Raw genomic sequence first — 26501 nt, forward strand, 5'->3', positions numbered from 1 at the left:
ATTGAAATGGAAAAAGTATGAAGAACTGGAAAACGCTGCTTCTCGGTATCGCCATGATTGCGAATACCAGTTTCGCTGCCCCCCAGGTAGTCGATAAAGTCGCAGCCGTCGTCAATAACGGCGTCGTGCTGGAAAGCGACGTTGATGGATTAATGCAGTCGGTAAAAATGAACGCTGCCCAGGCAAGGCAGCAACTTCCTGATGACGCTACGCTGCGCCACCAAATCATGGAACGTTTGATCATGGATCAAATCCTCCTGCAGATGGGGCAGAAAATGGGGGTTAAAATCTCCGATGAGCAGCTTGATCAGGCGATTGCCAACATTGCCAAACAGAACAACATGACGCTGGATCAGATGCGCAGCCGTCTGGCTTACGATGGTCTGAACTACAACACCTATCGTAATCAGATCCGCAAAGAGATGATTATCTCGGAAGTGCGCAACAACGAAGTGCGTCGTCGCATCACTATCCTGCCACAGGAAGTTGAAGCTCTGGCGCAGCAAGTCGGTAATCAAAATGATGCCAGCACTGAACTGAACTTAAGCCACATCCTGATCCCGCTGCCGGAAAACCCGTCTTCTGAACAGGTGAATGAGGCGGAAAGCCAGGCGCGTGCCATTGTCGATCAGGCGCGTAACGGCGCTGATTTCGGTAAGCTGGCGATTGCTCATTCTGCCGACCAGCAGGCGCTGAACGGCGGCCAGATGGGCTGGGGTCGCATTCAGGAGCTGCCGGGGATCTTCGCCCAGGCATTAAGCACCGCGAAGAAAGGCGACATTGTTGGCCCAATTCGTTCCGGCGTTGGCTTCCACATTCTGAAAGTTAACGACCTGCGCGGCGAAAGCAAAAATATCTCGGTGACCGAAGTTCATGCTCGCCATATTCTGCTGAAACCGTCGCCTATCATGACTGACGAACAGGCCCGCGTGAAACTGGAACAAATTGCTGCGGATATCAAGAGCGGTAAAACCACATTTGCTGCCGCAGCAAAAGAGTTCTCTCAGGATCCTGGCTCTGCAAATCAGGGCGGCGATCTCGGTTGGGCTACGCCAGATATTTTCGATCCAGCCTTCCGTGATGCGTTGACCCGCCTGAACAAAGGTCAAATGAGTGCACCGGTTCACTCTTCATTCGGCTGGCATTTAATCGAACTGCTGGACACCCGTAATGTCGATAAAACCGATGCGGCGCAGAAAGATCGTGCATACCGCATGCTGATGAACCGTAAGTTCTCGGAAGAAGCAGCAAGCTGGATGCAGGAACAACGCGCCAGCGCTTATGTGAAAATTTTGAGCAACTAATGGTTAAACCCCAACGTGTTGTGATCACTCCCGGCGAACCCGCCGGGATTGGCCCGGACTTAGTTGTCCAGCTTGCACAACGAGAGTGGCCGGTAGAACTGGTTGTTTGTGCCGATGCCACTCTCCTTACCGACCGGGCAGCGATGCTCGGTTTACCGCTTAACCTCCGCCCTTATTCCCCCGACTCCCCTGCGCAACCGCAATCTGCGGGAACGCTGACGCTACTTCCCATTGCACTACGTGTACCTGCCACTGCGGGACAATTAGCAGTTGAGAATGGGCATTATGTGGTGGAGACGCTGGCACGCGCGTGCAACGGTTGCCTTAACGGCGAATTTGCCGCGCTGATCACAGGTCCGGTGCATAAAGGCGTTATCAACGACGCAGGCATTCCGTTTACCGGTCATACCGAGTTTTTTGAAGAACGCTCGCAGGCGAAAAAAGTGGTGATGATGCTGGCAACCGAAGAACTTCGCGTGGCGCTGGCAACAACGCATTTACCGCTGCGCGATATTGCTGACGCCATCACCCCTGCGCTTCTGCACGAAGTGATTGCTATTTTGCATCACGATTTGCGAACCAAATTTGGTATTGCCGAACCGCGCATTCTGGTCTGTGGCCTGAATCCGCACGCGGGCGAAGGCGGTCATATGGGCACGGAAGAGATAGACACCATTATTCCGGTGCTCGACGAGCTGCGGGCGCAGGGGATGAAACTCAACGGGCCGCTGCCTGCCGATACCCTGTTTCAGCCGAAATATCTCGATAACGCCGACGCCGTGCTGGCGATGTACCACGATCAGGGTCTTCCCGTGCTAAAATACCAGGGCTTCGGGCGCGGTGTGAACATTACGCTGGGCCTGCCCTTTATTCGCACATCAGTGGACCACGGCACCGCGCTTGAACTGGCGGGACGTGGCAAAGCCGATGTCGGCAGTTTTATTACGGCGCTTAATCTCGCCATCAAAATGATTGTTAATACCCAATGAATAATCGAGTCCACCAGGGCCATTTAGCCCGTAAACGCTTCGGGCAAAACTTTCTCAACGATCAGTTCGTGATCGACAGTATTGTTTCTGCCATTAACCCGCAAAAGGGCCAGGCAATGGTCGAAATCGGCCCCGGTCTGGCAGCTTTAACCGAACCGGTTGGCGAACGACTGGACCAGCTGACAGTCATCGAACTTGACCGTGATCTGGCAGCGCGCCTGCAAACGCATCCATTCTTAGGCCCGAAACTGACGATTTATCAACAGGATGCGATGACCTTCAACTTCGGTGAACTGGCAGAGAAAATGGGCCAGCCGCTGCGTGTTTTCGGCAACCTGCCGTATAACATCTCCACACCGTTGATGTTCCATCTGTTTAGCTATACTGATGCCATTGCCGACATGCACTTTATGTTGCAAAAAGAGGTGGTGAATCGTCTGGTTGCAGGACCGAACAGCAAGGCGTATGGTCGATTAAGCGTCATGGCGCAATACTATTGCAACGTGATCCCGGTGCTGGAAGTGCCGCCATCAGCCTTTACACCACCACCCAAAGTGGATTCCGCCGTCGTGCGCCTGGTTCCGCACACGACGATGCCTCACCCGGTTAAAGATGTTCGCGTGCTGAGTCGTATCACCACTGAAGCCTTTAACCAGCGTCGTAAAACCATTCGTAACAGCCTCGGCAACCTGTTTAGCGTCGAGGTGTTAACGGGAATGGGGATCGACCCGGCGATGCGAGCGGAAAATATCTCTGTCGCGCAATATTGCCAGATGGCGAACTATCTGGCGGAGAACGCGCCTTTGCTGGAGAGTTAACGATGATCAATTCGCCCCGAGTGTGTATTCAGGTTCAAAGCGTCTACATTGAGGCACAATCTTCACCTGATAATGAACGTTACGTTTTTTCTTATACCGTAACCATACGCAACCTGGGGCGAGCGCCAGTGCAGTTGTTGGGGCGTTACTGGCTGATCACTAACGGCAATGGCCGTGAAACAGAAGTCCAGGGCGAAGGTGTGGTGGGCGTCCAACCGCATATCGCGCCTGGCGAAGAGTACCAGTATACCAGCGGCGCGATTATCGAAACGCCGCTGGGCACCATGCAGGGTCACTACGAAATGATTGATGAGAACGGCGTTCCCTTTATCATCGACATTCCCGTATTCCGACTCGCCGTTCCAATATTCATTCATTAAAAAATTATGGCGACATACCTTATTGGCGATGTTCATGGCTGTTACGATGAACTGATCGCATTGCTGCATAAAGTGGAATTTACCCCTGGGAAAGATACCCTCTGGCTGACGGGCGATCTGGTTGCGCGCGGTCCTGGTTCGCTTGATGTTCTGCGCTATGTGAAATCCTTAGGCGACAGCGTACGTCTGGTGCTGGGCAATCACGATCTGCATCTGCTGGCAGTATTTTCAGGCATAAGCCGCAACAAACCAAAAGATCGTCTCACGCCGCTACTGGAAGCACCTGATGCCGATGAACTGCTTAACTGGCTACGTCGTCAGCCTTTGTTGCAAATCGATGAAGAGAAAAAGCTGGTGATGGCCCACGCGGGGATCACGCCGCAGTGGGACTTACCGACCGCGAAAGAGTGCGCACGTGACGTAGAAGCGGTACTGTCAAGCGACTCTTACCCTTTCTTCCTCGATGCCATGTACGGCGATATGCCGAACAACTGGTCACCAGATTTGCGTGGTCTGGCGCGATTACGTTTTATCACCAACGCCTTTACCCGTATGCGCTTTTGCTTTCCAAACGGTCAACTGGATATGTACAGCAAAGAATCGCCGGAAGAAGCCCCTGCCCCGCTGAAACCGTGGTTTGCGATTCCTGGTCCCGTCGCTGAAGAGTACAGCATCGCTTTTGGTCACTGGGCATCGCTGGAAGGCAAAGGTACGCCAGAAGGTATTTACGCGCTGGATACCGGCTGCTGCTGGGGTGGTACATTAACCTGCCTGCGCTGGGAAGATAAACAGTATTTCGTCCAGCCGTCGAACCGGCATAAGGATCTGGGCGAAGCGGCGGCGTCTTAAACACAGCCTGATACAGGAAGGCCGGATAAGACGCGACCGGCGTCACATCCGGCACTAGCCGTAAATTCTATACAAACTTACCGCCGCTCCAGAATCTCAAAGCAATAGCTATGAGAGTTCTGCGCATCAGCGTCGTGGAATTCGCTGAATACCGATTCCCAGTCATCCGGCTCATAATCCGGGAAATGGGTGTCGCCTTCCACTTCCGCGTCGATATGCGTCAAATACAGTTTTTGCGCTTTCGGCAGGAACTGCTCATAAACGCGACCGCCGCCAATCACCATAATTTCTGGTACGTCACCACACGCCGCAATGGCTTCATCAACCGATTTCACCCACGTCACGCGATCGTCCGTGCCCGGCTTGCTGCTGATGATAATGTTTTTGCGCCCCGGCAGCGGGCGGCCAATCGATTCCCAGGTATGGCGGCCCATAACTACGGGTTTATTTAAGGTGTTGCGTTTAAACCAGGCGAGATCGGCAGGCAGGTTCCACGGCATGGCGTTTTCCATGCCGATAACGCGATCTACCGCTAACGCCGCAATCAGACTGATCATTGGGGTATCCTGATAAAAAAAATTGTCGCCACTATACGTAAAGCGTAAACCTTCGTCGACTGGCGAAAGGATGATGTTGAAGAAAATTTTTATTTTGCTGGCGAGTCCATAATCTGTTCGTGGACTCGCCGCATTACAATGAAATAAAAACAAATAGTTAGCTGTAAAGCGTGATTTACGTCACTCTTTATTAGGATAAGGGTTTCGTTTCCGGTTCATCCGCCATGTTGCCGGTATGTTTCCCCTCTTCAGTACCCTGCCAGCCATGCCGTTGGATGAGTGACAGATGTTCCCGGTCCTCGGTGATAATCTCACTTAACATCGCGCTGGTGCGTTTATAGACCGCCGCGCGGGCTTTGGTATCGTTCTCAACCATTGCCATCTCTTCCACCATCTGAATATTAAAGCGGCGGAACACATCGGCGCGTTCTCGCGCTTCATATGGCCCCAGCCCTAAACTTTCCAGCGCCAGACGCCCGATTTTCAGCGCTCCTTCGAAGGTTTCACGTTCCGGCTTTTCAACACCTGCCTGGCGCAAACGAATGTAGTGGTCGACATCGCGGGCGCGGGCAATAATATGCAAATGCGGGAAATGTTCTTTCACCATCTCCGTCAGTTGCAGGTTGGTTTGCGGATCGTCGATGGCGTTAATCAGCACTTCCGCTTTCGCCGCTCCGGCAGATTCCAGTAAATCCATCCGCGTGGCGTCGCCGTAAAACACTTTCATGCCGAATTTACGCAGCGTTTCGATATGGTCCGGGTCGTGATCGAGCACCACCATTTTCACCCCGCTGGAGAGCAGTAAACGCCCGGTGATCTGCCCAAAACGACCGAATCCGGCAATGATTACCCGCGGCTGTTCTTCGTCGATCTCATCGGCTTCACGCGCTTCTTCAGTAGAAGATTGCTCAAGGCGATTGAGGATCACCAACAGAATCGGCGTTGCCGCCATCGACAGCGCCACCGCCAGGGTCAGCGATTTCGCCCACTCTGGCTCCAGCACATTCGCCATCTGCGCCGCACCAAATACCACAAAGGCAAACTCACTGCCCTGCCCTAATAACACAGCAAACCAGCGACGCTGTTTATTTGGCACCTGCAACGGTCGGGCAATCAGCCACAACATGGCGATTTTGATGATGAGGAAACCGAGCAGCAAAATAACAATGCGCAACGGATTTTCAAGCAGCGTGCCAAAGTCTATCGACATGCCAACGCCGATGAAAAACAGCCCCAGTAGCAAACCTTTAAATGGTTCGATATCGCTTTCCAGCGCATGACGATATTCCGAGCTTGCCAGCAGTACGCCCGCCAGAAACGCGCCCATCGCCATCGACAAGCCAACCTCTTCCAGCAGCAAACCAAAGCCAAACACGAGGAATAAAGCTACGGCGCTGAACACTTCCCGCAAGCCAGAGCGGGCAACAAAACGCAGCGCCGGACGCGTGACATAGCGCCCCAGCAGTACCACCAGCACCAGCGCGCCCGCCACTTTTAACGCCGACAGGGCAAATGCGCCCATCGTCGTCGAGGCACTGCTCGCCGCCAGTAGCGGGATCATCGCCACCAGCGGGATCGCCGCGATATCCTGGAACAGCAGAACCGCGAAGGCACTGCGGCCCATCTGCGTCATCATCAGATTGCGTTCATTCATCGCCTGCATGGCAATTGCCGTAGAAGAGAGCGCCAGCGTCATGCCGATCAGTTCCGCTACCTGCCAGCGTAGCCCAAGTAACATGCAGAACAGCCCCAGCAGGCCGCCGCAAATCACCATCTGCAATGCGCCACCGCCGAACACCGCCGCACGCAGCTTCCACAGCCTTTGTGGATCGAGTTCGAGGCCGATAATAAACAACATCAGCACCACGCCGATTTCAGCAAAGTGCAGAATAGATTCGGCATCGGTCACCAGTCGCAGCCCCCACGGACCAATAATGCAGCCGGCGATCAGGTAGCCAAGTACCGATCCCAGACCAAGACGTACCGCAATGGGGACAATCAGCGCCGCCGAACCGAGATAAATCAGCGCCTGAATCAGCGTATGGCTATCCATGATGTGCCTCCTGCCATTCCAGCAGACGTTGCTTATAGTGACGCGCCTGCCCTTCGAGGGTTTCGTCGTCACAAATAAAGGTGCAGTGCATGGCAAACGGTGGCAGCCAGTTCAGCCCGCAGTAGATTGCCGTCGCCTGTAGCGGCTGCGACAGCACATCAAAGCCCGGATGCGCACCAATTTCAAAATGGCTTTCCCCGCCGCCGGTCGTCACAGCCCACAGCAAATGTTTGCCATGCAGCGCCGTGCCGCCGTGACCGTAAGCCCAGCCGTGGGAGAAAACTTTATCGATCCAAAGTTTAAGGAGCGGTGGAATGCTGTACCACTGCATCGGGTGCTGCCAGACGATCAGATCGGCGCGAGACAGCGCCTCCTGCTCGGCGGCAATGTCGATATTGAAGTCAGGATAGAGTTGATAAAGAGAGCGAATTTCGACGCCTTCCAGCGTCCTTGCCTGTTCAAGCATCCGTTTATTCGCATGGGAATGATGCGGATACGGATGCGCATAAATTATAAGAATCATAGGTAGCCCGCGTGTTTACGCCTTTGTTTTCCCACAAAGTGTAGTCATATATTCACGCGGCTTATAGTCAATAATATTGATTCAGAAAAGAGAGAAATCTGAATAAATTACCCCGCTCGCTGCCTGCGGATCGTCATATTGCTGGTCTGCGCCAGTGACATCCCACGTGTTTCCGGGGCAAACGCTACGGAAATCAACAAGCCAAATAGCGAGATCCCCGCCCCCATTAGCATCGTGTTACTGATACCGTAATTATTGATAAAGATCGGCAGTGCCCAGGTCGATACAATAGTGCCAATACGGCTTAAGGACATAATCACGCCCACGGCAGAGGCGCGGATATCCGTCGGGAAGAGTTCATTAGGATAAAGCCACTGCAAATTACCCGGCCCACCAGAGAAAAAGGCATACACCGCAAACGCCATTACCACCAGCCAGATCCCCATATCCGGGATCAGCCCCAAAACCGCCAGCGCCAGCGTCATCATGGCAAAGCTGCCAATCAACAATGGACGCCGTCCGGCAGTGTTTAGCCACAGCATCGGCGGAATACAGCCGAGCATAAAGAACAGGCTAATCACCACATTCCCCAGCGCCGCGTTTTTGCCAACCCCCAATCCCAACAAACCAACGATTTGCGGGCCAAAGGTGTAAATAGCGAACATGGGGATCACCTGGCAGGTCCAGATGGCGGCAACAAACAGAACAAAAGGAAAATGGCGGCGATTAAACAGATCGCGAAAACGGGTTTGCTGCGGCTGCTCTTCCTCGAAAGCCACCGGTTCGCCAAACAGTTTGATCATCATCTCTTCGCACTCTTTCACTCGCCCTTTGCGTAACAACCAGCGGGGAGATTCAGGCAGTTCGAATCGACCAATCAAAATCAACAAACAAGGGATCGCCGCGCTACCCAGCATCCAGCGCCAGCCGCCTTCCACATCATAAAGCCAGTAGCCGACCAGATCGGCGCAGGTCGCGCCGACATACCACATCGCGGCGATAAAGCTGATGGAAAACGCCCGCTGACGGGTACTGGAGAACTCGGTGATCATTGAGGTGGCGATAGGATAATCCGCACCGATGACAATGCCGATAAGTACCCGCATCACCAGCAGTTCGACGGGGGATGAGACAAACATCGTCGCCACCGATATCACGCCGATGGCGATGATATCAATGAGGAACATTTTGCGCCGTCCGACTTTATCGGAGATATAGCCAAACAGCGATGTGCCAACGAACAGCCCGGCGAGCGTTCCCGCGCCCAGCAAGCCAATCCAGTCAGCGTCCAGTTTCAGCGCCGGAGTCAGTTGCTCCAGCGCCACGCCAATCATTACCAGTACATAACCATCCAGAAACGGACCACCGCTTCCCCACAGCAAAATGCGGCGGTGAATAGAGGAAAATTTAAGATCGTCAAAGTTTCTGGACGGTTGCATGGGTTATTCCTGTTTTTTTGCAATGAGAGTCAGTACGGCGTTACGTATCAAACCAACATCAGCCGTAACGGAACTCCACACCAAAGGTGCCGCGCGGGTATTCCCACTGTTCCAGCGCCGCCCCCAGCCCCAGAATGCGACAGGTGCCGCACTCCAGACATCCGGCGTAATCGAAGCGCACACTGCCGTCATCCTGCTTCTTGTACAGACCTGCGGGGCACGCTTTCACCAGCAGCTCCAGCGCCTGTTTATCGGCATCGGCCTTCACAACAATGTGCGGATGCTCTTCATCGACATTGAATTTATTGACGCCCAATTTGACGTCCACATTGACGGGAGAAGTCATAAAACGGTCACTCCTTTCATGCCATCCTTGATTAGATTGATGAAGCCCACTTTCTTGCCGTGGCGGAGGATTTTCTTGCGCATCAGTTCCGGCGCGCTGCCGTCAATGGTGAACAGGTCACGCGCCACGCCCACCGCCAGTTCCGGGTAGCCGCTAAACATGCGTGGGTTATCAAGGAACGCCGGTAGTTTCTGGTACATACGCATATCGCGCAGCGGGCCACTCTCAAGATGCTGACGATATTCCGCCAGTTTTTGCTTACTAAAATCGTCGCTTTTCATCGCTGAAAGCACAGTTTTTGCAGCTGCTTCCCCGGCGGCAATCGCCAGATCCATTCCGCGAATGGTAAAACCGAGGTTCATACACATTCCGGCGGCATCACCGGCAATCAATACGCCGTCACCAACCAGCTCCGGTAGCATGTTGATGCCTGCTTCCGGCACTACGTGAGCGGAATATTCCACCAGCTTGCCGCCCGCGATCAGCGGTGCAACTGCCGGATGCTGTTTGAAATCTTCCAGCATTTGCGGCACCGATTTTTTCGCGTCATGCAGATGATGCAGACCACAAACCAGCCCCAGCGACAGAGTGTTTTCATTGGTATAAAGGAAGCCGCCGCCCATCAGGCCATCGGTGGGTGATCCCGCAAACAGGCAAGCCGCGCCCTGATTACCCTGCAACTGAAAACGGTCTTCGATAACCGACTTTGGTAACTCGATCAGTTCCTTCACGCCAACCGCCACATCCGTCGGTTTAACGCGTTTTGCCATCCCCAGCTTTTCGGCAAGGATGGAATTCACCCCGTCAGCAAGGATCACCGTTTTCGCTTCAATCACATCGCCATCGGCTTCTACGCCGACAACTTTGCCATCGCGCTGTACGAGGTTATCGACGCGGATCCCGGTAATTAACTGCGCGCCCGCTTCTTCGGCCTGCTCCATCAACCAGGCATCAAATTTACTGCGCAAAACGGAGTAAGAACGCTGGGATGGCGAGGTTTCGTCACCATTGCAGTAGTCCATAGTCATCGCTGACTTTTCCGTCATAAACGCGAGTTTTTCATGGGTGATCAGGCGTTCTACGGGGGCGGACTCGGCGAAACCTGGAATAATGTGTTCCAGACTGTGGGCATAGAGACGCCCGCCGGTGACGTTCTTGGCACCTGCGGAATTGCCACGCTCGATAACTAACACTTGCGCCCCTTCGCGGGCGAGCACCAGTGCGGCAACCGAACCGGCAAGCCCTGCACCGACGATGATGGCGTCAAAGATATCTTCGGACATAAGAGCTCCCTGTCAGCGGCAGGGCCGTAATGCAGCCCTGCCAGAGTGGATCAACGCGCTAAAGCTGTGGTCAGTGCCGGAAGGATCTTCACGGCGTCGCCAACAATGCCGTAATCCGCGTACTGGAAGATCGGCGCATTTTTATCTTTGTTGATGGCGAAAATGGTTTGCGACGCGTTAGCGCCAACCATGTGCTGGATCTGCCCGGAGATCCCCACCGCCAGGTACAGTTCAGGTTTCAGCATCAGGTTGGAGATACCGACATAGCGTTCGTGCTCCATCCATTTTTCGTTTTCCGCCACCGGACGAGAACAGGCCAACTCCGCACCTATCGCCTTGCAAAGCTGTTCTGCCAGCGCAATGTTCTCTTTGCTGCCAATGCCGCGACCGACGCTGACCACCAGACGGGCTTTGTCGAGATCGACGCTGTTGCTCTGGCGCGCCTGCGTTGCCATGCGGGTAATCGCCACAGCCGGTGCCTGCCACTCCACGGTGTGCGTTTCGCCAGTACGTGACGCGTCTGGCTGAGCCGCATCGAACGTGCCGCTGCTGATGGTCAGCACCGCATACGGCGTGGCAATGCGTTCTTCGCCAATCGCCAGACCGCCGTAAACCATGTGTTTCACTGTCGCTTTACCGTCCTGTACGCTGACGGTGCTGGCATCGTTAGACACCGCCGCTTTAAGGCGATAACCCAGTTTTGCCGCCAGTAATTTGCCGCGACGGGTGTTTGGCAGCAGTACCAGGCCGTCTGCGCCGTGCTGGCGAATAGTGTCAGCCATGACACTGGCGTAATCTTCGATCATCCGAGCGTCCGGTTTGCCGCTTAATTTCCAGACATGATTAGCGCCGAGCTGGATTGCCTGTACGCCATCGGCATCATTGAGGACAAAGGCATTGATTTGATTAGCTAAAGCCTGCGCACCGTTCATCAGTTCCGGCAGACGAGAAGGGGTATCGCTGAATACCCAGACTTGAGAAAACGTGTTCATAGCATCCCCTGTAATTAAATGACTTTGCGAAGATTTTCAGCAAATGCGGCGATCTGTTCTTCGCCGTCGCCTTCAATCACGATGCGCTGACGCTCGCGCTGTTTCGGTGCGGCAACCTGTTGTTCAGACCAGGCTGACTCTGCGTTAAAGCCAATATCCGCCGCCGACCATACCTGGACTGGCTTTTTCGCCGCGCCGAGAATGGCTTTCATCGAAGGAATTTGTGGGGAGTTGATATCAGTGGAAACAGCAACAACCGCAGGCAGCGGAATGCTTAAGGTTTCTGTTTCATCTTCCAGTTCGCGCTCAACGGTGAGGGTATCTGCCGTCAGGGAGATAATTTTGCTGACGCCGTTAACTGCCGGAATATTGAGGATTTCGCCCACCAGCAAACCAACCTGCTGGGCATAAAGGTCGGAAGAACCATCGCCGCAGAGGATCAGATCAAAGCCAGCTTTCTGTGCCGCGGCAGCCAGTGCAGTCGCCGTTTGTTGCGGCAGTGCCTGCTCGAACTGGTCATCAATCACCACAATCAGTTCATCCGGGCCGCGCGATAGCACATCTTTACGCCCTTTGGCGTTGGTCAGGGCTTTACCGCCCACACTTAAGGCCGTCACCTGCGCCTCTGCCGCCTGCTGTTTTAGCTGGCAAGCCGCTTCAATAGCGTTGAGATCGTATTGGCTTATTTTGGCATCGGCTTTGCTGAGATCTAATGAACCATCAGCATTATTGATCGCAATATCCTGTTCATCAGGCACGCACTTATAGCAAGTAATAATCTTCATTGCATCTCCAGAAATCATGAAGGAAACGTCGTTCATATCGGTGGTGTTAATTACAGATATCACGTCCTTTAATTCGGGAATAAAACTTTAATCACCAATATTGAAAATGTCACACGCAGATAAATCCAACTTTCAATATTGTTAAGTCCCTCACCAATATTGAAAACATGGCGTAGCAAAAAGAAATTTTCAATATTGTTTTATGGATCACCAATATTGAAAGTCAGATGCTATTTTTTTACTCACAATCAAGCCCATCATATTGATTAATATTGGATATTCACACAAAGACACTCTGTTTTTACCCGATGAAAAACTGTGGCTTACATCACAGAATGCAGCCAATTGAATACCCATTATGAGTTAGCCATTAACGCGTCCACGAGGTTAATAATAATTATATTAAATGTTAACAAAAATAAAACAAACGGGAACGCCAAATAAATATTTATTTTTACAGTGGAATTAACTCATGACAAAAGAAAAGAGAAAAACGGGAATAGAACCGAAGGTGTTCTTTCCGCCATTAATAATCGTTGGCATACTTTGTTGGCTTACAGTCAGAGATCTGGATGCGGCGAATGTCGTTATTAATGCTGTATTCAGTTACGTCACCAATGTATGGGGATGGGCATTTGAATGGTATATGGTGGTGATGCTTTTCGGTTGGTTCTGGCTGGTATTTGGCCCGTATGCCAAAAAGCGTTTAGGTAACGAACCCCCTGAGTTCAGCACCGCCAGTTGGATCTTTATGATGTTCGCCTCCTGTACGTCTGCTGCCGTACTGTTCTGGGGATCGATTGAGATCTACTACTACATCTCCACGCCGCCATTTGCTTTAGCGCCAAACTCCACTGGCGCGAAAGAACTGGGGCTGGCCTACAGTTTGTTCCACTGGGGACCGCTACCGTGGGCCACTTACAGCTTCCTTTCCGTCGCCTTCGCGTACTTCTTCTTTGTCCGCAAAATGGATGTGATTCGCCCCAGCTCCACTCTGGTGCCGCTGGTCGGTGAAAAACATGCCAAAGGCTTGTTTGGCACTATCGTCGATAACTTCTATCTGGTGGCGTTGATCTTCGCAATGGGCACCAGTCTGGGTCTTGCCACGCCGCTGGTGACCGAGTGTATGCAGTATCTGTTTGGTATTCCGCATACCCTGCAACTGGACGCTATTATCATTACCTGCTGGATCATCCTCAACGCTATCTGCGTCGCCTGTGGTCTGCAAAAAGGGGTAAAAATCGCCAGCGATGTGCGCAGCTATCTGAGTTTCCTGATGCTTGGCTGGGTATTCATCGTCAGCGGCGCCAGCTTCATCATGAACTACTTCACCGACTCGGTGGGGATGTTGCTGATGTATCTGCCGCGCATGTTGTTCTATACCGATGCCGTTGGCAAAGGCGGCTTCCCGCAGGGCTGGACCGTATTCTACTGGGCATGGTGGGTAATTTACGCCATCCAGATGAGTATCTTCCTGGCGCGTATTTCCCGTGGTCGTACCGTGCGTGAACTGTGCTTCGGTATGGTAATGGGGCTGACAGCATCCACCTGGATCCTGTGGACCGTGCTCGGCAGTAACACTCTGCTGTTGATGGATAAAAACATCATCAACATTCCAAACCTGATCGAACAGTACGGTGTGGCGCGCGCCATCATCGAAACCTGGGCCGCTCTGCCGCTCAGCACTGCCACCATGTGGGGCTTCTTCATTCTCTGCTTTATTGCCACCGTTACCCTGATTAACGCTTGCTCTTACACCCTGGCGATGTCCACTTGTCGCGAAGTACGCGATGGCGAAGAGCCGCCACTGCTGGTGCGTATCGGCTGGTCAGTGTTGGTTGGTGTTATCGGCATTGTTCTGCTGGCGCTCGGCGGCCTGAAACCGATTCAAACTGCCATTATCGCCGGAGGATGCCCGCTGTTCTTCGTCAACATTATGGTGACGCTCTCCTTTATTAAAGACGCGAAACAGAACTGGAAAGATTAATTAACCCCCAAAATATCAAGAGGTTGAAAGATGGATTTTAATTTAAATGATGAGCAGGAACTGTTTGTCGCCGGTATCCGCGAACTAATGGCCAGCGAAAACTGGGAGGCCTATTTTGCCGAGTGCGACCGTGACAGCGTCTACCCGGAACGTTTTGTCAAAGCGCTGGCGGATATGGATATCGACAGCCTGCTGATCCCGGAAGAGCACGGTGGTCTGGATGCGGGGTTTGTTACCCTCGCCGCCGTGTGGATGGAACTGGGTCGTTTGGGGGCGCCAACCTACGTGTTGTATCAGTTGCCTGGCGGGTTTAACACCATCCTACGTGAAGGCACACAAGAGCAGATCGACAAGATTATGGCATTCCGCGGCACCGGTAAGCAGATGTGGAACTCAGCGATTACCGAACCAGGCGCGGGCTCTGACGTGGGTAGCCTGAAAACGACTTATACCCGTAGAGATGGTAAGATTTATCTTAATGGTAGTAAGTGTTTTATTACCAGCAGCGCCTACACCCCGTACATCGTGGTGATGGCGCGCGACGGGGCTTCTCCGGACAAACCTGTCTACACCGAATGGTTTGTTGATATGAGCAAACCGGGCATCAAAGTGACCAAACTTGAGAAGCTCGGTCTGCGTATGGATAGCTGCTGTGAAATCACCTTTGACGATGTGGAACTGGACGAGAAAGACATGTTCGGTCGGGAAGGTAACGGCTTTAACCGCGTCAAAGAAGAGTTCGACCACGAACGTTTCCTGGTAGCCCTGACCAACTATGGTACAGCGATGTGCGCCTTTGAAGATGCGGCGCGCTACGCCAACCAACGCGTGCAGTTTGGCGAGGCGATTGGTCGTTTCCAGTTGATTCAGGAAAAATTCGCCCACATGGCGATCAAATTAAACTCCATGAAAAACATGCTGTATGAAGCAGCGTGGAAAGCAGACAACGGCACCATCACCTCTGGTGATGCGGCAATGTGCAAATACTTCTGCGCCAATGCGGCATTTGAAGTGGTAGATAGCGCAATGCAGGTGCTGGGCGGTGTCGGGATTGCGGGCAACCACCGCATCAGCCGCTTCTGGCGTGACCTGCGTGTAGACCGCGTCTCCGGGGGATCTGACGAAATGCAGATCCTGACGCTGGGTCGTGCGGTGCTGAAGCAATACCGCTAAGTCCGTGCTCTGCCTGATGCGACGCTGATGCGTCTTATCAGGCCTACGGGAGCACGAATGTCGGCCGGATAAAGCGTTTACGCCGCATCCGGCAGTCATGCGCTACACAAATTTTTCAGGAGCTAATAATGGATCATCTACCCATGCCGAAATTCGGGCCGTTGGCCGGATTGCGCGTTGTCTTCTCCGGTATCGAAATCGCCGGACCGTTCGCCGGGCAAATGTTCGCAGAATGGGGGGCGGAAGTTATCTGGATCGAGAACGTCGCCTGGGCCGACACCATTCGCGTTCAACCGAACTACCCGCAACTCTCCCGCCGCAATTTGCACGCGCTGTCGTTAAATATTTTCAAAGATGAAGGCCGCGAAGCGTTTCTGAAATTAATGGAAACCACCGATATCTTCATCGAAGCCAGTAAAGGTCCGGCCTTTGCCCGTCGTGGCATTACCGATGAAGTCCTGTGGCAGCACAACCCGAAACTGGTTATCGCTCACCTGTCCGGTTTTGGTCAGTACGGCACCGAGGAGTACACCAATCTTCCGGCCTATAACACTATCGCCCAGGCCTTCAGTGGTTACCTGATTCAGAACGGTGATGTTGACCAGCCAATGCCTGCCTTCCCGTATACCGCCGATTACTTTTCTGGCCTGACTGCCACCACGGCGGCGCTGGCAGCACTGCATAAAGTGCGCGAAACCGGAAAAGGCGAAAGTATCGACATCGCCATGTATGAAGTGATGCTGCGTATGGGCCAGTACTTCATGATGGATTACTTCAACGGCGGCGAAATGTGCCCGCGCATGACCAAAGGGAAAGATCCCTACTACGCCGGTTGCGGTCTGTACAAATGCGCCGACGGCTACATCGTGATGGAACTGGTGGGCATTACTCAGATTGCAGAATGCTTTAAAGATATTGGCCTCGCACATCTGCTCGGTACGCCGGAAATCCCGGAAGGCACCCAGCTTATCCACCGTATCGAATGCCCTTACGGCCCGCTGGTTGAAGAGAAACTCGATGCCTGGCTGGCGGCACATACCATCGCAGAAGTTAAAGAACGCTTTGCTGAACTGAATATCGCCTGCGCCAAAGTGCTGACCGTACCGGAACTGGAAAGCAATCCACAGTATGTGGCCCGTGAATCCATCACCCAGTGGCAAACGATGGATGGTCGCACCTGCAAAGGGCCAAACGTGATGCCGAAATTCAAAAATAACCCAGGCCAAATCTGGCGCGGAATGCCATCACATGGCATGGACACGGCTGCCATTTTGAAAACTATCGGCTACAGCGAAAACGACATTCAGGAGTTGGTCAGCAAAGGTCTGGCCAAAGTTGAGGACTAAACGCGTGGCGCCAGTCGGCTTGCCTGACTAGCGCCCGCCCAATAACAAACGAACAAAATGGATAGAGGTGCAATGGATATCATTGGCGGACAACATCTACGTCAAATGTGGGACGATCTGGAGGACGTTTACGGTCACAAAACGGCGCTGATTTGTGAATCCAGCGGCGGAGTCGTTAACCGGTATAGTTATCTTGAGTTAAATCAGGAGATTAACCGCACGGCAAATCTGTTTTATACGCTGGGGATTCGCAAAGGCGACAAGGTTGCTCTACATCTCGACAACTGCCCGGAATTTATCTTTTGCTGGTTCGGGCTGGCAAAAATTGGCGCGATTATGGTGCCGATTAACGCCCGCCTGTTGCGCGAAGAAAGCACGTGGATCCTGCAAAATAGCCAGGCGTGCCTGCTGGTGACCAGTGCGCAATTTTATCCTATGTATCAACAGATTCAGCAGGAAGATGCCACTCAGTTGCGGCACATTTGCCTGACAGATGTGGCACTTCCCGCTGATGATGGCGTGAGTTCGTTTACTCAACTGAAAAATCAACAACCTGCCACCTTGTGCTATGCACCGCCGCTATCGACCGACGATACGGCGGAAATTCTCTTTACCTCCGGTACCACTTCCCGACCGAAAGGTGTGGTGATTACCCATTACAACCTGCGCTTCGCTGGATATTACTCCGCCTGGCAGTGCGCACTGCGTGACGATGACGTCTACCTGACGGTAATGCCTGCGTTTCATATCGATTGCCAGTGTACTGCGGCGATGGCGGCGTTTTCTGCCGGAGCCACCTTTGTGCTGGTCGAGAAATACAGCGCCCGCGCCTTCTGGGGACAGGTACAGAAGTACCGCGCCACCATTACCGAATGTATTCCGATGATGATTCGTACGTTGATGGTGCAGCCGCCTTCAGCGAACGATCGGCAACACCGCCTGCGGGAAGTGATGTTTTATCTCAACCTGTCGGAGCAGGAAAAAGATGCGTTTTGTGAACGCTTCGGCGTTCGCTTGCTGACGTCTTATGGGATGACGGAAACCATTGTGGGCATTATCGGCGATCGCCCCGGCGATAAGCGTCGCTGGCCGTCGATTGGCCGGGCGGGATTTTGCTACGAAGCGGAGATCCGTGACGATCACAATCGTCCGCTCCCGGCTGGTGAGATCGGTGAAATCTGCATTAAAGGCGTACCGGGAAAAACCATCTTCAAAGAGTATTTTCTCAACCCGCAAGCCACTGCGAAAGTGCTGGAAGCCGACGGCTGGCTACATACCGGCGATACCGGATACTGCGACGAAGAGGGATTTTTTTATTTCGTCGATCGCCGCTGCAATATGATCAAACGCGGTGGGGAGAATGTCTCCTGCGTGGAGCTGGAAAATATTATCGCAGCGCACCCGAAAATTCAGGACATCGTGGTTGTTGGTATTAACGATTCGATTCGCGATGAAGCCATCAAAGCGTTTGTGGTGCTGAATGAAGGTGAAATATTGAGCGAAGAGGAATTCTTCTACTTTTGCGAACAGAATATGGCGAAATTTAAAGTGCCTTCTTATCTGGAGATCAGAAAAGATCTGCCGCGTAATTGCTCGGGGAAAATAATCAGAAAGGCGCTGAAATAAACACTACAGCAGGGTACTACTCTGCCTGGTAATAATCACGTTCAACAATAATATGCATTTTTTTGCAGGGCCGTTGTCGTCCCTGAAAAAGCAAAAATGGAGAAAAGGAATGAGTGAATCATTACATCTGACCCGCAATGGATCAATTCTGGAAATTACCCTTGATCGACCAAAAGCGAATGCTATTGATGCGAAAACCAGCTTTGAAATGGGCGAAGTATTTCTAAATTTCCGTGACGATCCGCAATTACGTGTCGCCATTATTACCGGTGCCGGAGAGAAATTCTTTTCCGCAGGCTGGGATTTAAAAGCAGCAGCAGAAGGCGAAGCACCGGATGCTGACTTTGGTCCGGGTGGTTTTGCGGGCTTAACAGAAATTTTCAATCTGGATAAACCGGTCATCGCAGCCGTGAACGGCTACGCCTTTGGCGGCGGTTTCGAACTGGCGCTGGCGGCAGATTTTATTGTTTGTGCCGATAACGCCAGCTTCGCCCTGCCGGAAGCCAAACTGGGCATCGTTCCTGACAGCGGCGGTGTGCTGCGTCTGCCGAAGATCCTGCCGCCTGCCATCGTCAATGAAATGGTGATGACCGGCAGAAGAATGGGCGCAGAAGAGGCGCTGCGTTGGGGGGTAGTCAACCGCGTGGTTAGCCAGGCGGAACTGATGGATAACGCCCGCGAACTGGCGCAGCAACTGGTTGACAGCGCCCCGCTGGCGATCGCGGCGCTGAAAGAGATCTACCGCACCACCAGCGAAATGCCGGTAGAAGAAGCGTATCGCTATATTCGCAGCGGCGTCTTGAAACACTATCCGTCGGTTCTGCATTCGGAGGATGCCATTGAAGGGCCGCAGGCGTTTGCCGAGAAGCGCGATCCGGTGTGGAAAGGACGTTAACAACCGTGAGCTATTACGCCTTTGAGGGGTTAATTCCGGTGGTTCACCCGACGGCGTTTGTCCATCCCAGTGCCGTCTTGATTGGCGATGTGATTGTGGGAGCCGGTGTCTACATCGGCCCACTCGCCTCACTGCGTGGTGATTACGGGCGGTTGATCGTGCAAGCGGGAGCCAATATTCAGGATGGCTGCATTATGCATGGCTACTGCGACACTGACACCATCGTTGGGGAAAACGGCCATATCGGGCACGGAGCGATCCTGCATGGCTGCATGATTGGTCGCGATGCATTGGTCGGGATGAACAGCGTGATTATGGATGGCGCGGTCATTGGCGAAGAGAGCATTGTTGCCGCCATGAGCTTTGTCAAAGCAGGCTTTCACGGCGAGAAACGCCAGTTGTTGATGGGTACGCCAGCCCGCGCTGTACGCAGTGTGAGTGACGACGAGTTACACTGGAAACGGTTGAATACCAAAGAGTATCAGGATCTTGTCGGGCGCTGTCATGCATCGTTACATGAAACGCAGCCACTGAGGCAAATGGAGGAAAATCGCCCCCGTTTGCAGGGGACGACGGATGTGACGCCGAAACGGTGATCTTGCCGGATGCGGCGTAAACGCCTTATCCGACCTGGCTGGAAAGCAACCGTAAGCCGGATAAGATGCGCCAGCATCGCATCCGGCGACCAGGTCGCACGGTATCATCGAAATGACATTAACGACGCATACTCTTTGACAACATCATCTGCCACTTCTGCTCGCGGTTAAGTTCCGTGAGCGGAACGGCAGGAATACGCGGCGTCTTTCTTACGCCGACTAATTTATCCCGGCTGTTATTGCGCAGGCGAGCGTAAATTTGCTCATCGATATCGACCACTTTTACCAGTCGCTGGCACTGGCATCCCCGCCCTTCCAGCTTATTAGGGATCATCTTAACTTCGCAGCTTATTTCTGTGACTTCCGACAGAATATAAGTCAGGGTATTAACCGCCTTGCTGTGTTCAATATCGAAATGAATAGAGATCTCTCTTGCTATCACCCACCGATTTTCAGCCATCATCCATTCGGCGATTAACAAATAGAGTGGTTTTTCAACACATCCTTCACACATACGAACTCCAGTTTCACAAATTAAAAGACTGGCTATGACTCGTTTTGCAGCAATTAAACAAGGCCATATTAAAATTGTGGATATATCGATAGTATGCAACCTAACGAAGGATTAGTGTGAGCAAAATCCTGCTTACGCCATCAAAAATATGAATTCCAACAAAGTTTTGTCTTACAGGTAAAAAAAACGGTCCTCTTTCGAGAACCGTATTAGTTATTCGATCAAATTGGCGAATAGTACATATCCGCCATCACACGCTATTATTTGATCTGTGCGTGCATTTCCTGCACCGAAATAACTTTTTCGGTCGCATCGGCATTCAACGCCATCGCGGTAGCGAAACCACCGTTCAGGGTGGTGTCATAATGCACTTTATATTGCAGCGCACTGCGACGAATCACGCGGGAGTCTTCAATCGCACGACGGCCTGAGGTGGTGTTGATGATGTAGGTATATTCGCCATTCTTGATACGGTCCTGAATGTGCGGACGACCTTCATGCACCTTGTTCACCAGACGCGGATTAATGCCCGCTTCACCCAGCACAATCGCCGTGCCGTGGGTCGCATCCAGCTCGAAGCCCTGTTTCAGCAGTTTTGCCGCCAGGTCCACCACGCGTTCTTTGTCGCCTTCGCGCACGGAGAGCAGCGCACGGCCCTGTTTCTTCATGGTGGAGTTGCTGCCCAGCTGCGCTTTGGCGAACGCTTCGGCAAAGGTGCGGCCGACGCCCATAACTTCCCCGGTAGAGCGCATTTCTGGCCCTAACAGCGGATCAACGCCCGGGAATTTGTTGAACGGCAGCACCACTTCTTTCACCGAGTAGTACGGCGGGATAACTTCTTTGGTTACGCCCTGCTCAGCCAGCGATTTGCCAGCCATCACGCGCGCCGCCACTTTTGCCAGCGGCACGCCGGTGGCTTTGGAGACGAACGGAACGGTACGCGCCGCACGCGGGTTAACTTCAATCAGGTAGACTTCGTTGTTTTTCACCGCAAACTGCACGTTCATCAGGCCGCGCACCTGCAATTCGAAGGCCAGTTTCTGCACCTGTTGGCGCATCACATCCTGAATTTCCTGACTTAAAGTGTACGCTGGCAGAGAACATGCGGAGTCACCGGAGTGCACGCCCGCCTGCTCGATGTGCTCCATGATGCCGCCAATCAGCACCATTTCGCCGTCGCAGATGGCGTCCACATCCACTTCTACCGCGTCATCGAGGAAGTGATCCAGCAACACTGGCGCATCGTTAGAGACACTCACCGCCGTCTGGAAGTAGCGACGCAGGTCTGCTTCGTCGTAGACGATTTCCATCGCCCGACCGCCGAGAACGTAAGACGGGCGCACCACCAGCGGGTAGCCAATCTCTTTCGCCTTCTCAACCGCCATTTCAATAGCGGTAACGGTGGCGTTCGCCGGTTGTTTCAGTTTCAGACGGTCAACCGCATGCTGGAAGCGTTCACGGTCTTCCGCACGGTCGATGGCATCCGGGCTGGTACCAATAACCGGTACGCCAGCAGCTTCCAGCGCGCGCGCCAGTTTCAGCGGGGTCTGACCGCCGTACTGGACGATAACGCCTTTTGGCTTCTCAATACGCACGATTTCCAGCACATCTTCCAGAGTTACCGGCTCGAAGTAGAGGCGGTCGGAAGTGTCGTAATCGGTGGAGACGGTTTCCGGGTTACAGTTCACCATAATGGTTTCGTAACCGTCTTCGCGCAGCGCCAGTGAGGCGTGTACGCAGCAGTAGTCGAATTCGATACCCTGACCGATACGGTTCGGGCCGCCGCCAAGCACCATGATTTTTTCACGGTCGGTAGACGGGTTCGCTTCGCACTCTTCTTCATAAGTGGAGTACATGTAAGCGGTGTCGGTGGCAAATTCTGCCGCACAGGTATCCACGCGCTTGTAAACCGGATGCAGGTCATATTGGTCACGCAGCTTACGGATTTCTGCTTCGCGTACGCCCGCGAGTTTTGCCAGACGCGCATCGGCAAAGCCTTTGCGTTTCAGCTGGCGCAGGAAGTCAGCGTTCAGGCCAGTGATGCCCACTTCTGCGACTTTCTCTTCCAGACGCACCAGTTCTTCAATCTGTACCAGGAACCAGCGGTCAATGTTGGTCAGGTTAAAGACACCGTCTACAGACAGGCCCGCACGGAAGGCATCGGCGATATACCAGATACGCTCTGCGCCTGCATCTTTCAGTTCGCGGCGGATTTTGGTCAGCGCTTCCGGGTCGTCCAGGCTCACTTTCGGGTCAAAGCCAGTCGCACCGACTTCCAGGCCGCGCAGCGCTTTTTGCAGGGATTCCTGCTGCGTGCGACCAATCGCCATCACTTCGCCAACCGATTTCATCTGAGTGGTCAGACGGTCGTTCGCACCAGCGAATTTCTCGAAGTTGAAGCGAGGAATTTTGGTGACCACGTAGTCGATGGACGGCTCAAAGGAGGCCGGAGTACGCCCGCCGGTGATGTCGTTCATCAGCTCGTCGAGGGTGTAACCCACCGCCAGTTTTGCCGCCACTTTAGCAATCGGGAAGCCGGTCGCTTTCGACGCCAGCGCCGAAGAACGGGACACGCGCGGGTTCATTTCGATGACAATCAGACGACCGTTTTTCGGGTTCACCGCAAACTGGACGTTGGAACCGCCGGTTTCGACGCCGATTTCACGCAGCACCGCCATCGAGGCGTTACGCATGATTTGATATTCTTTGTCAGTCAGCGTTTGCGCTGGCGCGACAGTGATGGAGTCACCGGTGTGGATGCCCATCGCATCAAAGTTTTCGATAGAGCAGACGATGATGCAGTTGTCGTTTTTATCACGCACCACTTCCATCTCGTACTCTTTCCAGCCGATCAGCGACTCATCAATCAGCAGCTCTTTGGTTGGGGAGAGATCCAGACCGCGGGCGCAAATTTCTTCAAACTCTTCGCGGTTATAAGCGATACCGCCACCGCTACCGCCCATTGTGAAGGATGGGCGAATAATGCACGGGAAGCCCACGTCAGCGGCAACCGCCAGCGCTTCTTCCATCGTATGCGCGATACCGGAACGCGCAGTTTCCAGACCGATTTTCTTCATCGCTACGTCGAAACGACGGCGGTCTTCTGCTTTATCAATCGCATCGGCGGTCGCACCAATCATAGTCACGCCGAACTCTTCCAACACGCCCTGACGCTCCAGCTCCAGCGCGCAGTTCAGCGCCGTCTGACCGCCCATCGTTGGCAGCACCGCATCCGGGCGCTCTTTTTCAATAATCTTGCGTACCACTTCCCAGTGAATCGGCTCGATGTAGGTCGCATCAGCCATTTCCGGGTCGGTCATGATGGTCGCCGGGTTGGAGTTCACCAGAATGACGCGGTAACCTTCTTCGCGCAGGGCTTTACATGCTTGCGCGCCAGAGTAGTCAAACTCACACGCCTGACCGATAACAATCGGGCCCGCACCCAGAATCAGGATACTTTTTATATCTGTACGTTTTGGCATGGCTCTTTTACTCCTGATTACTTAGCGGTTTTACGGTACTGCTCAATTAACTCGATAAAGTGGTCGAACAACGGCGCTGCGTCGTGCGGACCAGGGCTGGCTTCAGGGTGCCCCTGGAAGCTGAACGCCGGTTTATCGGTGCGATGAATGCCCTGTAACGTACCGTCGAACAGGGATTTATGTGTAACACGCAGGTTTGCAGGTAATGTTGCTTCGTCCACCGCAAAACCGTGGTTCTGGGCGGTGATCATCACCACGTTTTTCTCCACATCTTTAACCGGATGGTTGCCGCCGTGGTGACCAAATTTCATTTTGATGGTCTTCGCACCGCTCGCCAGCGCCAGCAGCTGATGACCGAGGCAGATGCCGAATACCGGGATGTCGGTTTCGAGGAATTTCTGGATGGCGGTAATGGCGTAATCACACGGGGCAGGGTCGCCAGGACCGTTGGAGAGGAAGATGCCGTCTGGATTCATTTTCAGCACATCTTCAGCAGAAGTTTGCGCCGGAACGATGGTCAGGCGACAGCCTCTGTCCACCAGCATCCGCAGGATGTTGCGCTTGGCACCAAAGTCATAAGCCACGACGTGGAACGGCAGCTCGTCTTCTTTTTTCGCTTCTGGCAGGCCTCCGGTCAGCGTCCAGCTCCCTTGTGTCCAGCTATAGGCTTCTGCGGTGGTCACTTCTTTTGCCAGATCCATGCCGTTCAGACCTGGGAACGCGCGGGCTTTTTCTAACGCCAGCGCCGCATCCGGGTTATCGCCCGCGATAATGCAGCCATTCTGTGCGCCTTTCTCGCGCAGTAAACGCGTCAGCTTACGGGTGTCGATATCGGCAATCGCCACGATGTTATGGCGTTTCAGGTAAGAAGAGAGGTCTTCGGTGTTGCGGAAGTTGCTGGCAATCAGCGGCAGGTCGCGAATCACCAGACCTTGTGCATGTACCTGAGAGGATTCTTCATCGGCATCATTAGTGCCGACATTGCCAATATGGGGATAAGTAAGAGTAACGATTTGACGAGAATAGGAAGGATCAGTGAGGATTTCTTGATAACCGGTCATTGAAGTATTGAAAACGACTTCCCCAACCGCCGAACCTGTTGCCCCTATGGCCCGACCGTGAAACTGGGTTCCGTCTTCCAGAACCAATAGCGCTGACTTAATCAAAACACCCTCCAGAGAATATTCACTCACTTTATTTGCATATTAATTCACAGTGATGACGTAAATCAATGCAAATCTGCTTACCGACGAATTTCTGGCAAACGGCGGCATTCTGGAGATATGGGCGCTAAAAGTCAACTTAATGGCGGGATTTTTTATATTATTTTGTGGCTCATGCATGTTTTACAGGCATTAAGCGGCAAAAACATCATCTAACCCGTTCTGGAAAACGCTTGCGCAGCAAGAAAATTGCATAAAACCAAAACCCTTAGAAAAAAGTGGACCAGATGGTCAAAATTTACATTAAAACAACAAAAACAGGCAACTAAACTTTAATTTTTAGCCATTTTTTAATTATTAATAAACGGAACAAGAAAAATAAAAGGGCCAAAAATTAAAGCCCTTTATAATCAATAGATTGGATATGTTATTTTTGCATCAACACAAATGTTTTGTGGTTATAATCTATTGAGATCCAGTACATCTCGCATATCAAAAAGACCACTTTCCTTATCATTTAGCCACAATGCCGATCTTACCGCACCGTTAGCAAATGTCATGCGGCTGGACGCCTTATGGGTAATCTCCAGACGTTCGCCGATATCGGCGAACATGGCGGTATGTTCCCCCACGATGTCACCCGCACGTACAGTGGCAAAACCAATGGTGCCAGGAACACGTTCACCGGTATGGCCTTCACGACTGTAGACCGCGCAATCTTTCAGGTCTTTATCAAGAGCGTGGGCAATCGCCTCCCCCATTGCCAGCGCAGTGCCTGACGGCGCATCGACTTTATGTCTATGATGTGCTTCGATAATTTCAATATCAGTGTAGTCACCCATTACCTGAGCGGCTTTCTCCAACAGCTTAAGCATGACGTTAACGCCAACGCTAAAATTGGCGGCAAAGACTATCGCAATATCTGTAGCAGCGTCACGAATCGCTTGTTTGCCAGCGTCATCAAACCCCGTTGTACCAATCACCATCCCTTTGCCATGCTGGCGACAAAAAGCGAGATGGTTCAGCGTACCTTCCGGACGGGTAAAATCGATAAACACATCAAAATCATCTTTTACCGCGTCGAGGCTGCTTTGCACAGTAACGCCTGTTTTTCCGACTCCGGCCAGTTCACCAGCGTCGCTGCCCAGTAAAGAAGATCCTTCGCGCTCCAGCGCCGCGCCCAGCTGCACGCCTTCTAATGCCAGCGCCGCCTGAATCAACTGGCGGCCCATACGCCCCCCGGCTCCCGCGATGGCAACGCGGATGTTTGCATCATGCATAGCTATTCTCTTTTGTTAATTTGCATAGACCGTTTTCAGAGTAACCAGCGCATCGCTACGCTGCCAGCCAAAAACGCTGATAATTAGAAATTAATGATAAACAGGGAGGGATATCAGTGAA

At 52.9% G+C, this 26501-nt stretch carries 23 protein-coding genes; 11 read left to right on the top strand and 12 right to left on the bottom strand.

Features of this window, described 5'->3' with window-relative positions; genetic code table 11:
* The first annotated feature begins 17 nt into the window (after nucleotides 1-17).
* Genes surA through apaH form a run of 5 tightly spaced genes read left to right on the top strand, consistent with a single transcriptional unit; the run spans nucleotide 18 to nucleotide 4340 of the window.
* A complete protein-coding gene (gene surA, locus FFT88_RS15885; RefSeq protein WP_130217454.1) occupies nucleotides 18-1304 on the top strand; it encodes a peptidylprolyl isomerase SurA in 1287 nt (428 codons plus the stop codon).
* On the top strand, nucleotides 1304-2293 hold the full coding sequence (pdxA, locus tag FFT88_RS15890; protein WP_135404070.1) for a 4-hydroxythreonine-4-phosphate dehydrogenase PdxA: 990 nt from the start codon (nucleotides 1304-1306) through the stop codon (nucleotides 2291-2293). The genes surA and pdxA overlap by 1 nt, the downstream gene beginning before the upstream one ends.
* Entirely contained in the window at nucleotides 2290-3111 is an 822-nt protein-coding gene (gene rsmA, locus FFT88_RS15895) for a 16S rRNA (adenine(1518)-N(6)/adenine(1519)-N(6))-dimethyltransferase RsmA (protein ID WP_135404069.1), read from the top strand. Before pdxA ends, rsmA begins: the two co-directional genes overlap by 4 nt.
* 2 nt (nucleotides 3112-3113) lie before the next feature.
* Nucleotides 3114-3491 (top strand): Co2+/Mg2+ efflux protein ApaG, encoded by a 378-nt coding sequence (gene apaG, locus FFT88_RS15900; protein WP_130204873.1) that lies wholly within the window; start codon nucleotides 3114-3116, stop codon nucleotides 3489-3491.
* Nucleotides 3492-3497: 6 nt separating this feature from the next.
* Nucleotides 3498-4340 (top strand): bis(5'-nucleosyl)-tetraphosphatase (symmetrical) ApaH, encoded by an 843-nt coding sequence (gene apaH / locus FFT88_RS15905; protein WP_130204871.1) that lies wholly within the window; start codon nucleotides 3498-3500, stop codon nucleotides 4338-4340.
* 77 nt (nucleotides 4341-4417) lie between these two features.
* On the opposite strand, the gene folA is transcribed toward apaH, so the two are convergent.
* The 8 genes from folA to FFT88_RS15945 form a co-directional block, all read right to left on the bottom strand.
* Nucleotides 4418-4897, bottom strand: a complete 480-nt coding sequence (folA, locus tag FFT88_RS15910; RefSeq protein ID WP_130217460.1) for a type 3 dihydrofolate reductase — start codon at nucleotides 4895-4897, stop codon at nucleotides 4418-4420.
* A gap of 190 nt (nucleotides 4898-5087) precedes the next feature.
* Complete coding sequence (gene kefC / locus FFT88_RS15915) at nucleotides 5088-6950, bottom strand: glutathione-regulated potassium-efflux system protein KefC (protein ID WP_135404068.1); 1863 nt, start codon at nucleotides 6948-6950, stop codon at nucleotides 5088-5090.
* The gene (gene kefF / locus FFT88_RS15920; protein WP_000600725.1) at nucleotides 6943-7473 is read right to left on the bottom strand and encodes a glutathione-regulated potassium-efflux system oxidoreductase KefF; all 531 of its coding nucleotides are present in this window, start codon (nucleotides 7471-7473) and stop codon (nucleotides 6943-6945) included. Before kefF ends, kefC begins: the two co-directional genes overlap by 8 nt.
* Before the next feature lie 107 nt (nucleotides 7474-7580).
* Entirely contained in the window at nucleotides 7581-8912 is a 1332-nt protein-coding gene (locus FFT88_RS15925; protein ID WP_135404067.1) for an MFS transporter, read from the bottom strand.
* A gap of 58 nt (nucleotides 8913-8970) precedes the next feature.
* Nucleotides 8971-9258: a ferredoxin-like protein FixX gene (gene fixX / locus FFT88_RS15930; protein ID WP_000203740.1), complete on the bottom strand. Its 288-nt coding sequence runs from the start codon at nucleotides 9256-9258 to the stop codon at nucleotides 8971-8973.
* A complete protein-coding gene (locus tag FFT88_RS15935; protein WP_001287739.1) occupies nucleotides 9255-10541 on the bottom strand; it encodes an FAD-dependent oxidoreductase in 1287 nt (428 codons plus the stop codon). The genes fixX and FFT88_RS15935 overlap by 4 nt, the downstream gene beginning before the upstream one ends.
* A gap of 50 nt (nucleotides 10542-10591) precedes the next feature.
* Nucleotides 10592-11533 (bottom strand): electron transfer flavoprotein subunit alpha/FixB family protein, encoded by a 942-nt coding sequence (locus FFT88_RS15940; protein ID WP_135404066.1) that lies wholly within the window; start codon nucleotides 11531-11533, stop codon nucleotides 10592-10594.
* A gap of 14 nt (nucleotides 11534-11547) precedes the next feature.
* A complete protein-coding gene (locus FFT88_RS15945; protein ID WP_135404065.1) occupies nucleotides 11548-12318 on the bottom strand; it encodes an electron transfer flavoprotein FixA in 771 nt (256 codons plus the stop codon).
* A 472-nt stretch (nucleotides 12319-12790) separates the two neighbouring features.
* Between FFT88_RS15945 and caiT the strand changes: the two genes are divergently transcribed.
* The 6 genes from caiT (at nucleotide 12791) to caiE (ending at nucleotide 19941) form a co-directional block, all read left to right on the top strand.
* Complete coding sequence (gene caiT / locus FFT88_RS15950) at nucleotides 12791-14305, top strand: L-carnitine/gamma-butyrobetaine antiporter (RefSeq protein WP_130217472.1); 1515 nt, start codon at nucleotides 12791-12793, stop codon at nucleotides 14303-14305.
* A 30-nt stretch (nucleotides 14306-14335) separates the two neighbouring features.
* Nucleotides 14336-15478: a crotonobetainyl-CoA dehydrogenase gene (caiA, locus tag FFT88_RS15955; RefSeq protein WP_130217474.1), complete on the top strand. Its 1143-nt coding sequence runs from the start codon at nucleotides 14336-14338 to the stop codon at nucleotides 15476-15478.
* Between the two features lie 128 nt (nucleotides 15479-15606).
* Nucleotides 15607-16824, top strand: a complete 1218-nt coding sequence (gene caiB / locus FFT88_RS15960) for an L-carnitine CoA-transferase (protein ID WP_130204851.1) — start codon at nucleotides 15607-15609, stop codon at nucleotides 16822-16824.
* Between the two features lie 72 nt (nucleotides 16825-16896).
* Nucleotides 16897-18450 (top strand): crotonobetaine/carnitine-CoA ligase, encoded by a 1554-nt coding sequence (gene caiC / locus FFT88_RS15965; protein WP_135404064.1) that lies wholly within the window; start codon nucleotides 16897-16899, stop codon nucleotides 18448-18450.
* Nucleotides 18451-18559: 109 nt separating this feature from the next.
* Nucleotides 18560-19345: a crotonobetainyl-CoA hydratase gene (gene caiD, locus FFT88_RS15970; protein ID WP_130257868.1), complete on the top strand. Its 786-nt coding sequence runs from the start codon at nucleotides 18560-18562 to the stop codon at nucleotides 19343-19345.
* A 5-nt stretch (nucleotides 19346-19350) separates the two neighbouring features.
* Nucleotides 19351-19941 carry a carnitine operon protein CaiE gene (gene caiE / locus FFT88_RS15975; protein WP_135404083.1) on the top strand — a complete coding sequence of 197 codons (591 nt, stop codon included), beginning with the start codon at nucleotides 19351-19353 and terminating at the stop codon, nucleotides 19939-19941.
* A 118-nt stretch (nucleotides 19942-20059) separates the two neighbouring features.
* Here the strand turns inward: caiE and caiF are convergent, their stop codons facing one another.
* From caiF to dapB, 4 genes are all read right to left on the bottom strand, one after another.
* On the bottom strand, nucleotides 20060-20455 hold the full coding sequence (gene caiF / locus FFT88_RS15980) for a carnitine metabolism transcriptional regulator CaiF (protein ID WP_000333104.1): 396 nt from the start codon (nucleotides 20453-20455) through the stop codon (nucleotides 20060-20062).
* Between the two features lie 260 nt (nucleotides 20456-20715).
* Complete coding sequence (gene carB, locus FFT88_RS15985) at nucleotides 20716-23937, bottom strand: carbamoyl-phosphate synthase large subunit (RefSeq protein WP_130259612.1); 3222 nt, start codon at nucleotides 23935-23937, stop codon at nucleotides 20716-20718.
* 17 nt (nucleotides 23938-23954) lie between these two features.
* Entirely contained in the window at nucleotides 23955-25103 is a 1149-nt protein-coding gene (gene carA / locus FFT88_RS15990; protein ID WP_001589662.1) for a glutamine-hydrolyzing carbamoyl-phosphate synthase small subunit, read from the bottom strand.
* A gap of 455 nt (nucleotides 25104-25558) precedes the next feature.
* A complete protein-coding gene (gene dapB / locus FFT88_RS15995) occupies nucleotides 25559-26380 on the bottom strand; it encodes a 4-hydroxy-tetrahydrodipicolinate reductase (protein WP_130217482.1) in 822 nt (273 codons plus the stop codon).
* Between the last annotated feature and the right edge of the window lie 121 nt (nucleotides 26381-26501).

Source organism: Escherichia sp. E4930 (assembly GCF_005845405.1).
Lineage (GTDB): Bacteria > Pseudomonadota > Gammaproteobacteria > Enterobacterales > Enterobacteriaceae > Escherichia.

Excerpts from the sequence above, each read along its gene's own strand:
- kefF (WP_000600725.1), bottom strand. The coding sequence starts at position 7,473 with ATGATTCTTATAATTTATGCGCATCCGTATCCGCATCATTCCCATGCG.
- surA (WP_130217454.1), top strand. The coding sequence starts at position 18 with ATGAAGAACTGGAAAACGCTGCTTCTCGGTATCGCCATGATTGCGAAT.
- caiC (WP_135404064.1), top strand. The coding sequence starts at position 16,897 with ATGGATATCATTGGCGGACAACATCTACGTCAAATGTGGGACGATCTG.
- FFT88_RS15940 (WP_135404066.1), bottom strand. The coding sequence starts at position 11,533 with ATGAACACGTTTTCTCAAGTCTGGGTATTCAGCGATACCCCTTCTCGT.
- pdxA (WP_135404070.1), top strand. The coding sequence starts at position 1,304 with ATGGTTAAACCCCAACGTGTTGTGATCACTCCCGGCGAACCCGCCGGG.
- folA (WP_130217460.1), bottom strand. The coding sequence starts at position 4,897 with ATGATCAGTCTGATTGCGGCGTTAGCGGTAGATCGCGTTATCGGCATG.
- caiB (WP_130204851.1), top strand. The coding sequence starts at position 15,607 with ATGGATCATCTACCCATGCCGAAATTCGGGCCGTTGGCCGGATTGCGC.
- caiT (WP_130217472.1), top strand. The coding sequence starts at position 12,791 with ATGACAAAAGAAAAGAGAAAAACGGGAATAGAACCGAAGGTGTTCTTT.
- rsmA (WP_135404069.1), top strand. The coding sequence starts at position 2,290 with ATGAATAATCGAGTCCACCAGGGCCATTTAGCCCGTAAACGCTTCGGG.
- caiF (WP_000333104.1), bottom strand. The coding sequence starts at position 20,455 with ATGTGTGAAGGATGTGTTGAAAAACCACTCTATTTGTTAATCGCCGAA.
- dapB (WP_130217482.1), bottom strand. The coding sequence starts at position 26,380 with ATGCATGATGCAAACATCCGCGTTGCCATCGCGGGAGCCGGGGGGCGT.
- caiA (WP_130217474.1), top strand. The coding sequence starts at position 14,336 with ATGGATTTTAATTTAAATGATGAGCAGGAACTGTTTGTCGCCGGTATC.
- apaH (WP_130204871.1), top strand. The coding sequence starts at position 3,498 with ATGGCGACATACCTTATTGGCGATGTTCATGGCTGTTACGATGAACTG.
- kefC (WP_135404068.1), bottom strand. The coding sequence starts at position 6,950 with ATGGATAGCCATACGCTGATTCAGGCGCTGATTTATCTCGGTTCGGCG.
- caiD (WP_130257868.1), top strand. The coding sequence starts at position 18,560 with ATGAGTGAATCATTACATCTGACCCGCAATGGATCAATTCTGGAAATT.
- FFT88_RS15935 (WP_001287739.1), bottom strand. The coding sequence starts at position 10,541 with ATGTCCGAAGATATCTTTGACGCCATCATCGTCGGTGCAGGGCTTGCC.
- FFT88_RS15945 (WP_135404065.1), bottom strand. The coding sequence starts at position 12,318 with ATGAAGATTATTACTTGCTATAAGTGCGTGCCTGATGAACAGGATATT.
- fixX (WP_000203740.1), bottom strand. The coding sequence starts at position 9,258 with ATGACTTCTCCCGTCAATGTGGACGTCAAATTGGGCGTCAATAAATTC.
- carB (WP_130259612.1), bottom strand. The coding sequence starts at position 23,937 with ATGCCAAAACGTACAGATATAAAAAGTATCCTGATTCTGGGTGCGGGC.
- apaG (WP_130204873.1), top strand. The coding sequence starts at position 3,114 with ATGATCAATTCGCCCCGAGTGTGTATTCAGGTTCAAAGCGTCTACATT.
- FFT88_RS15925 (WP_135404067.1), bottom strand. The coding sequence starts at position 8,912 with ATGCAACCGTCCAGAAACTTTGACGATCTTAAATTTTCCTCTATTCAC.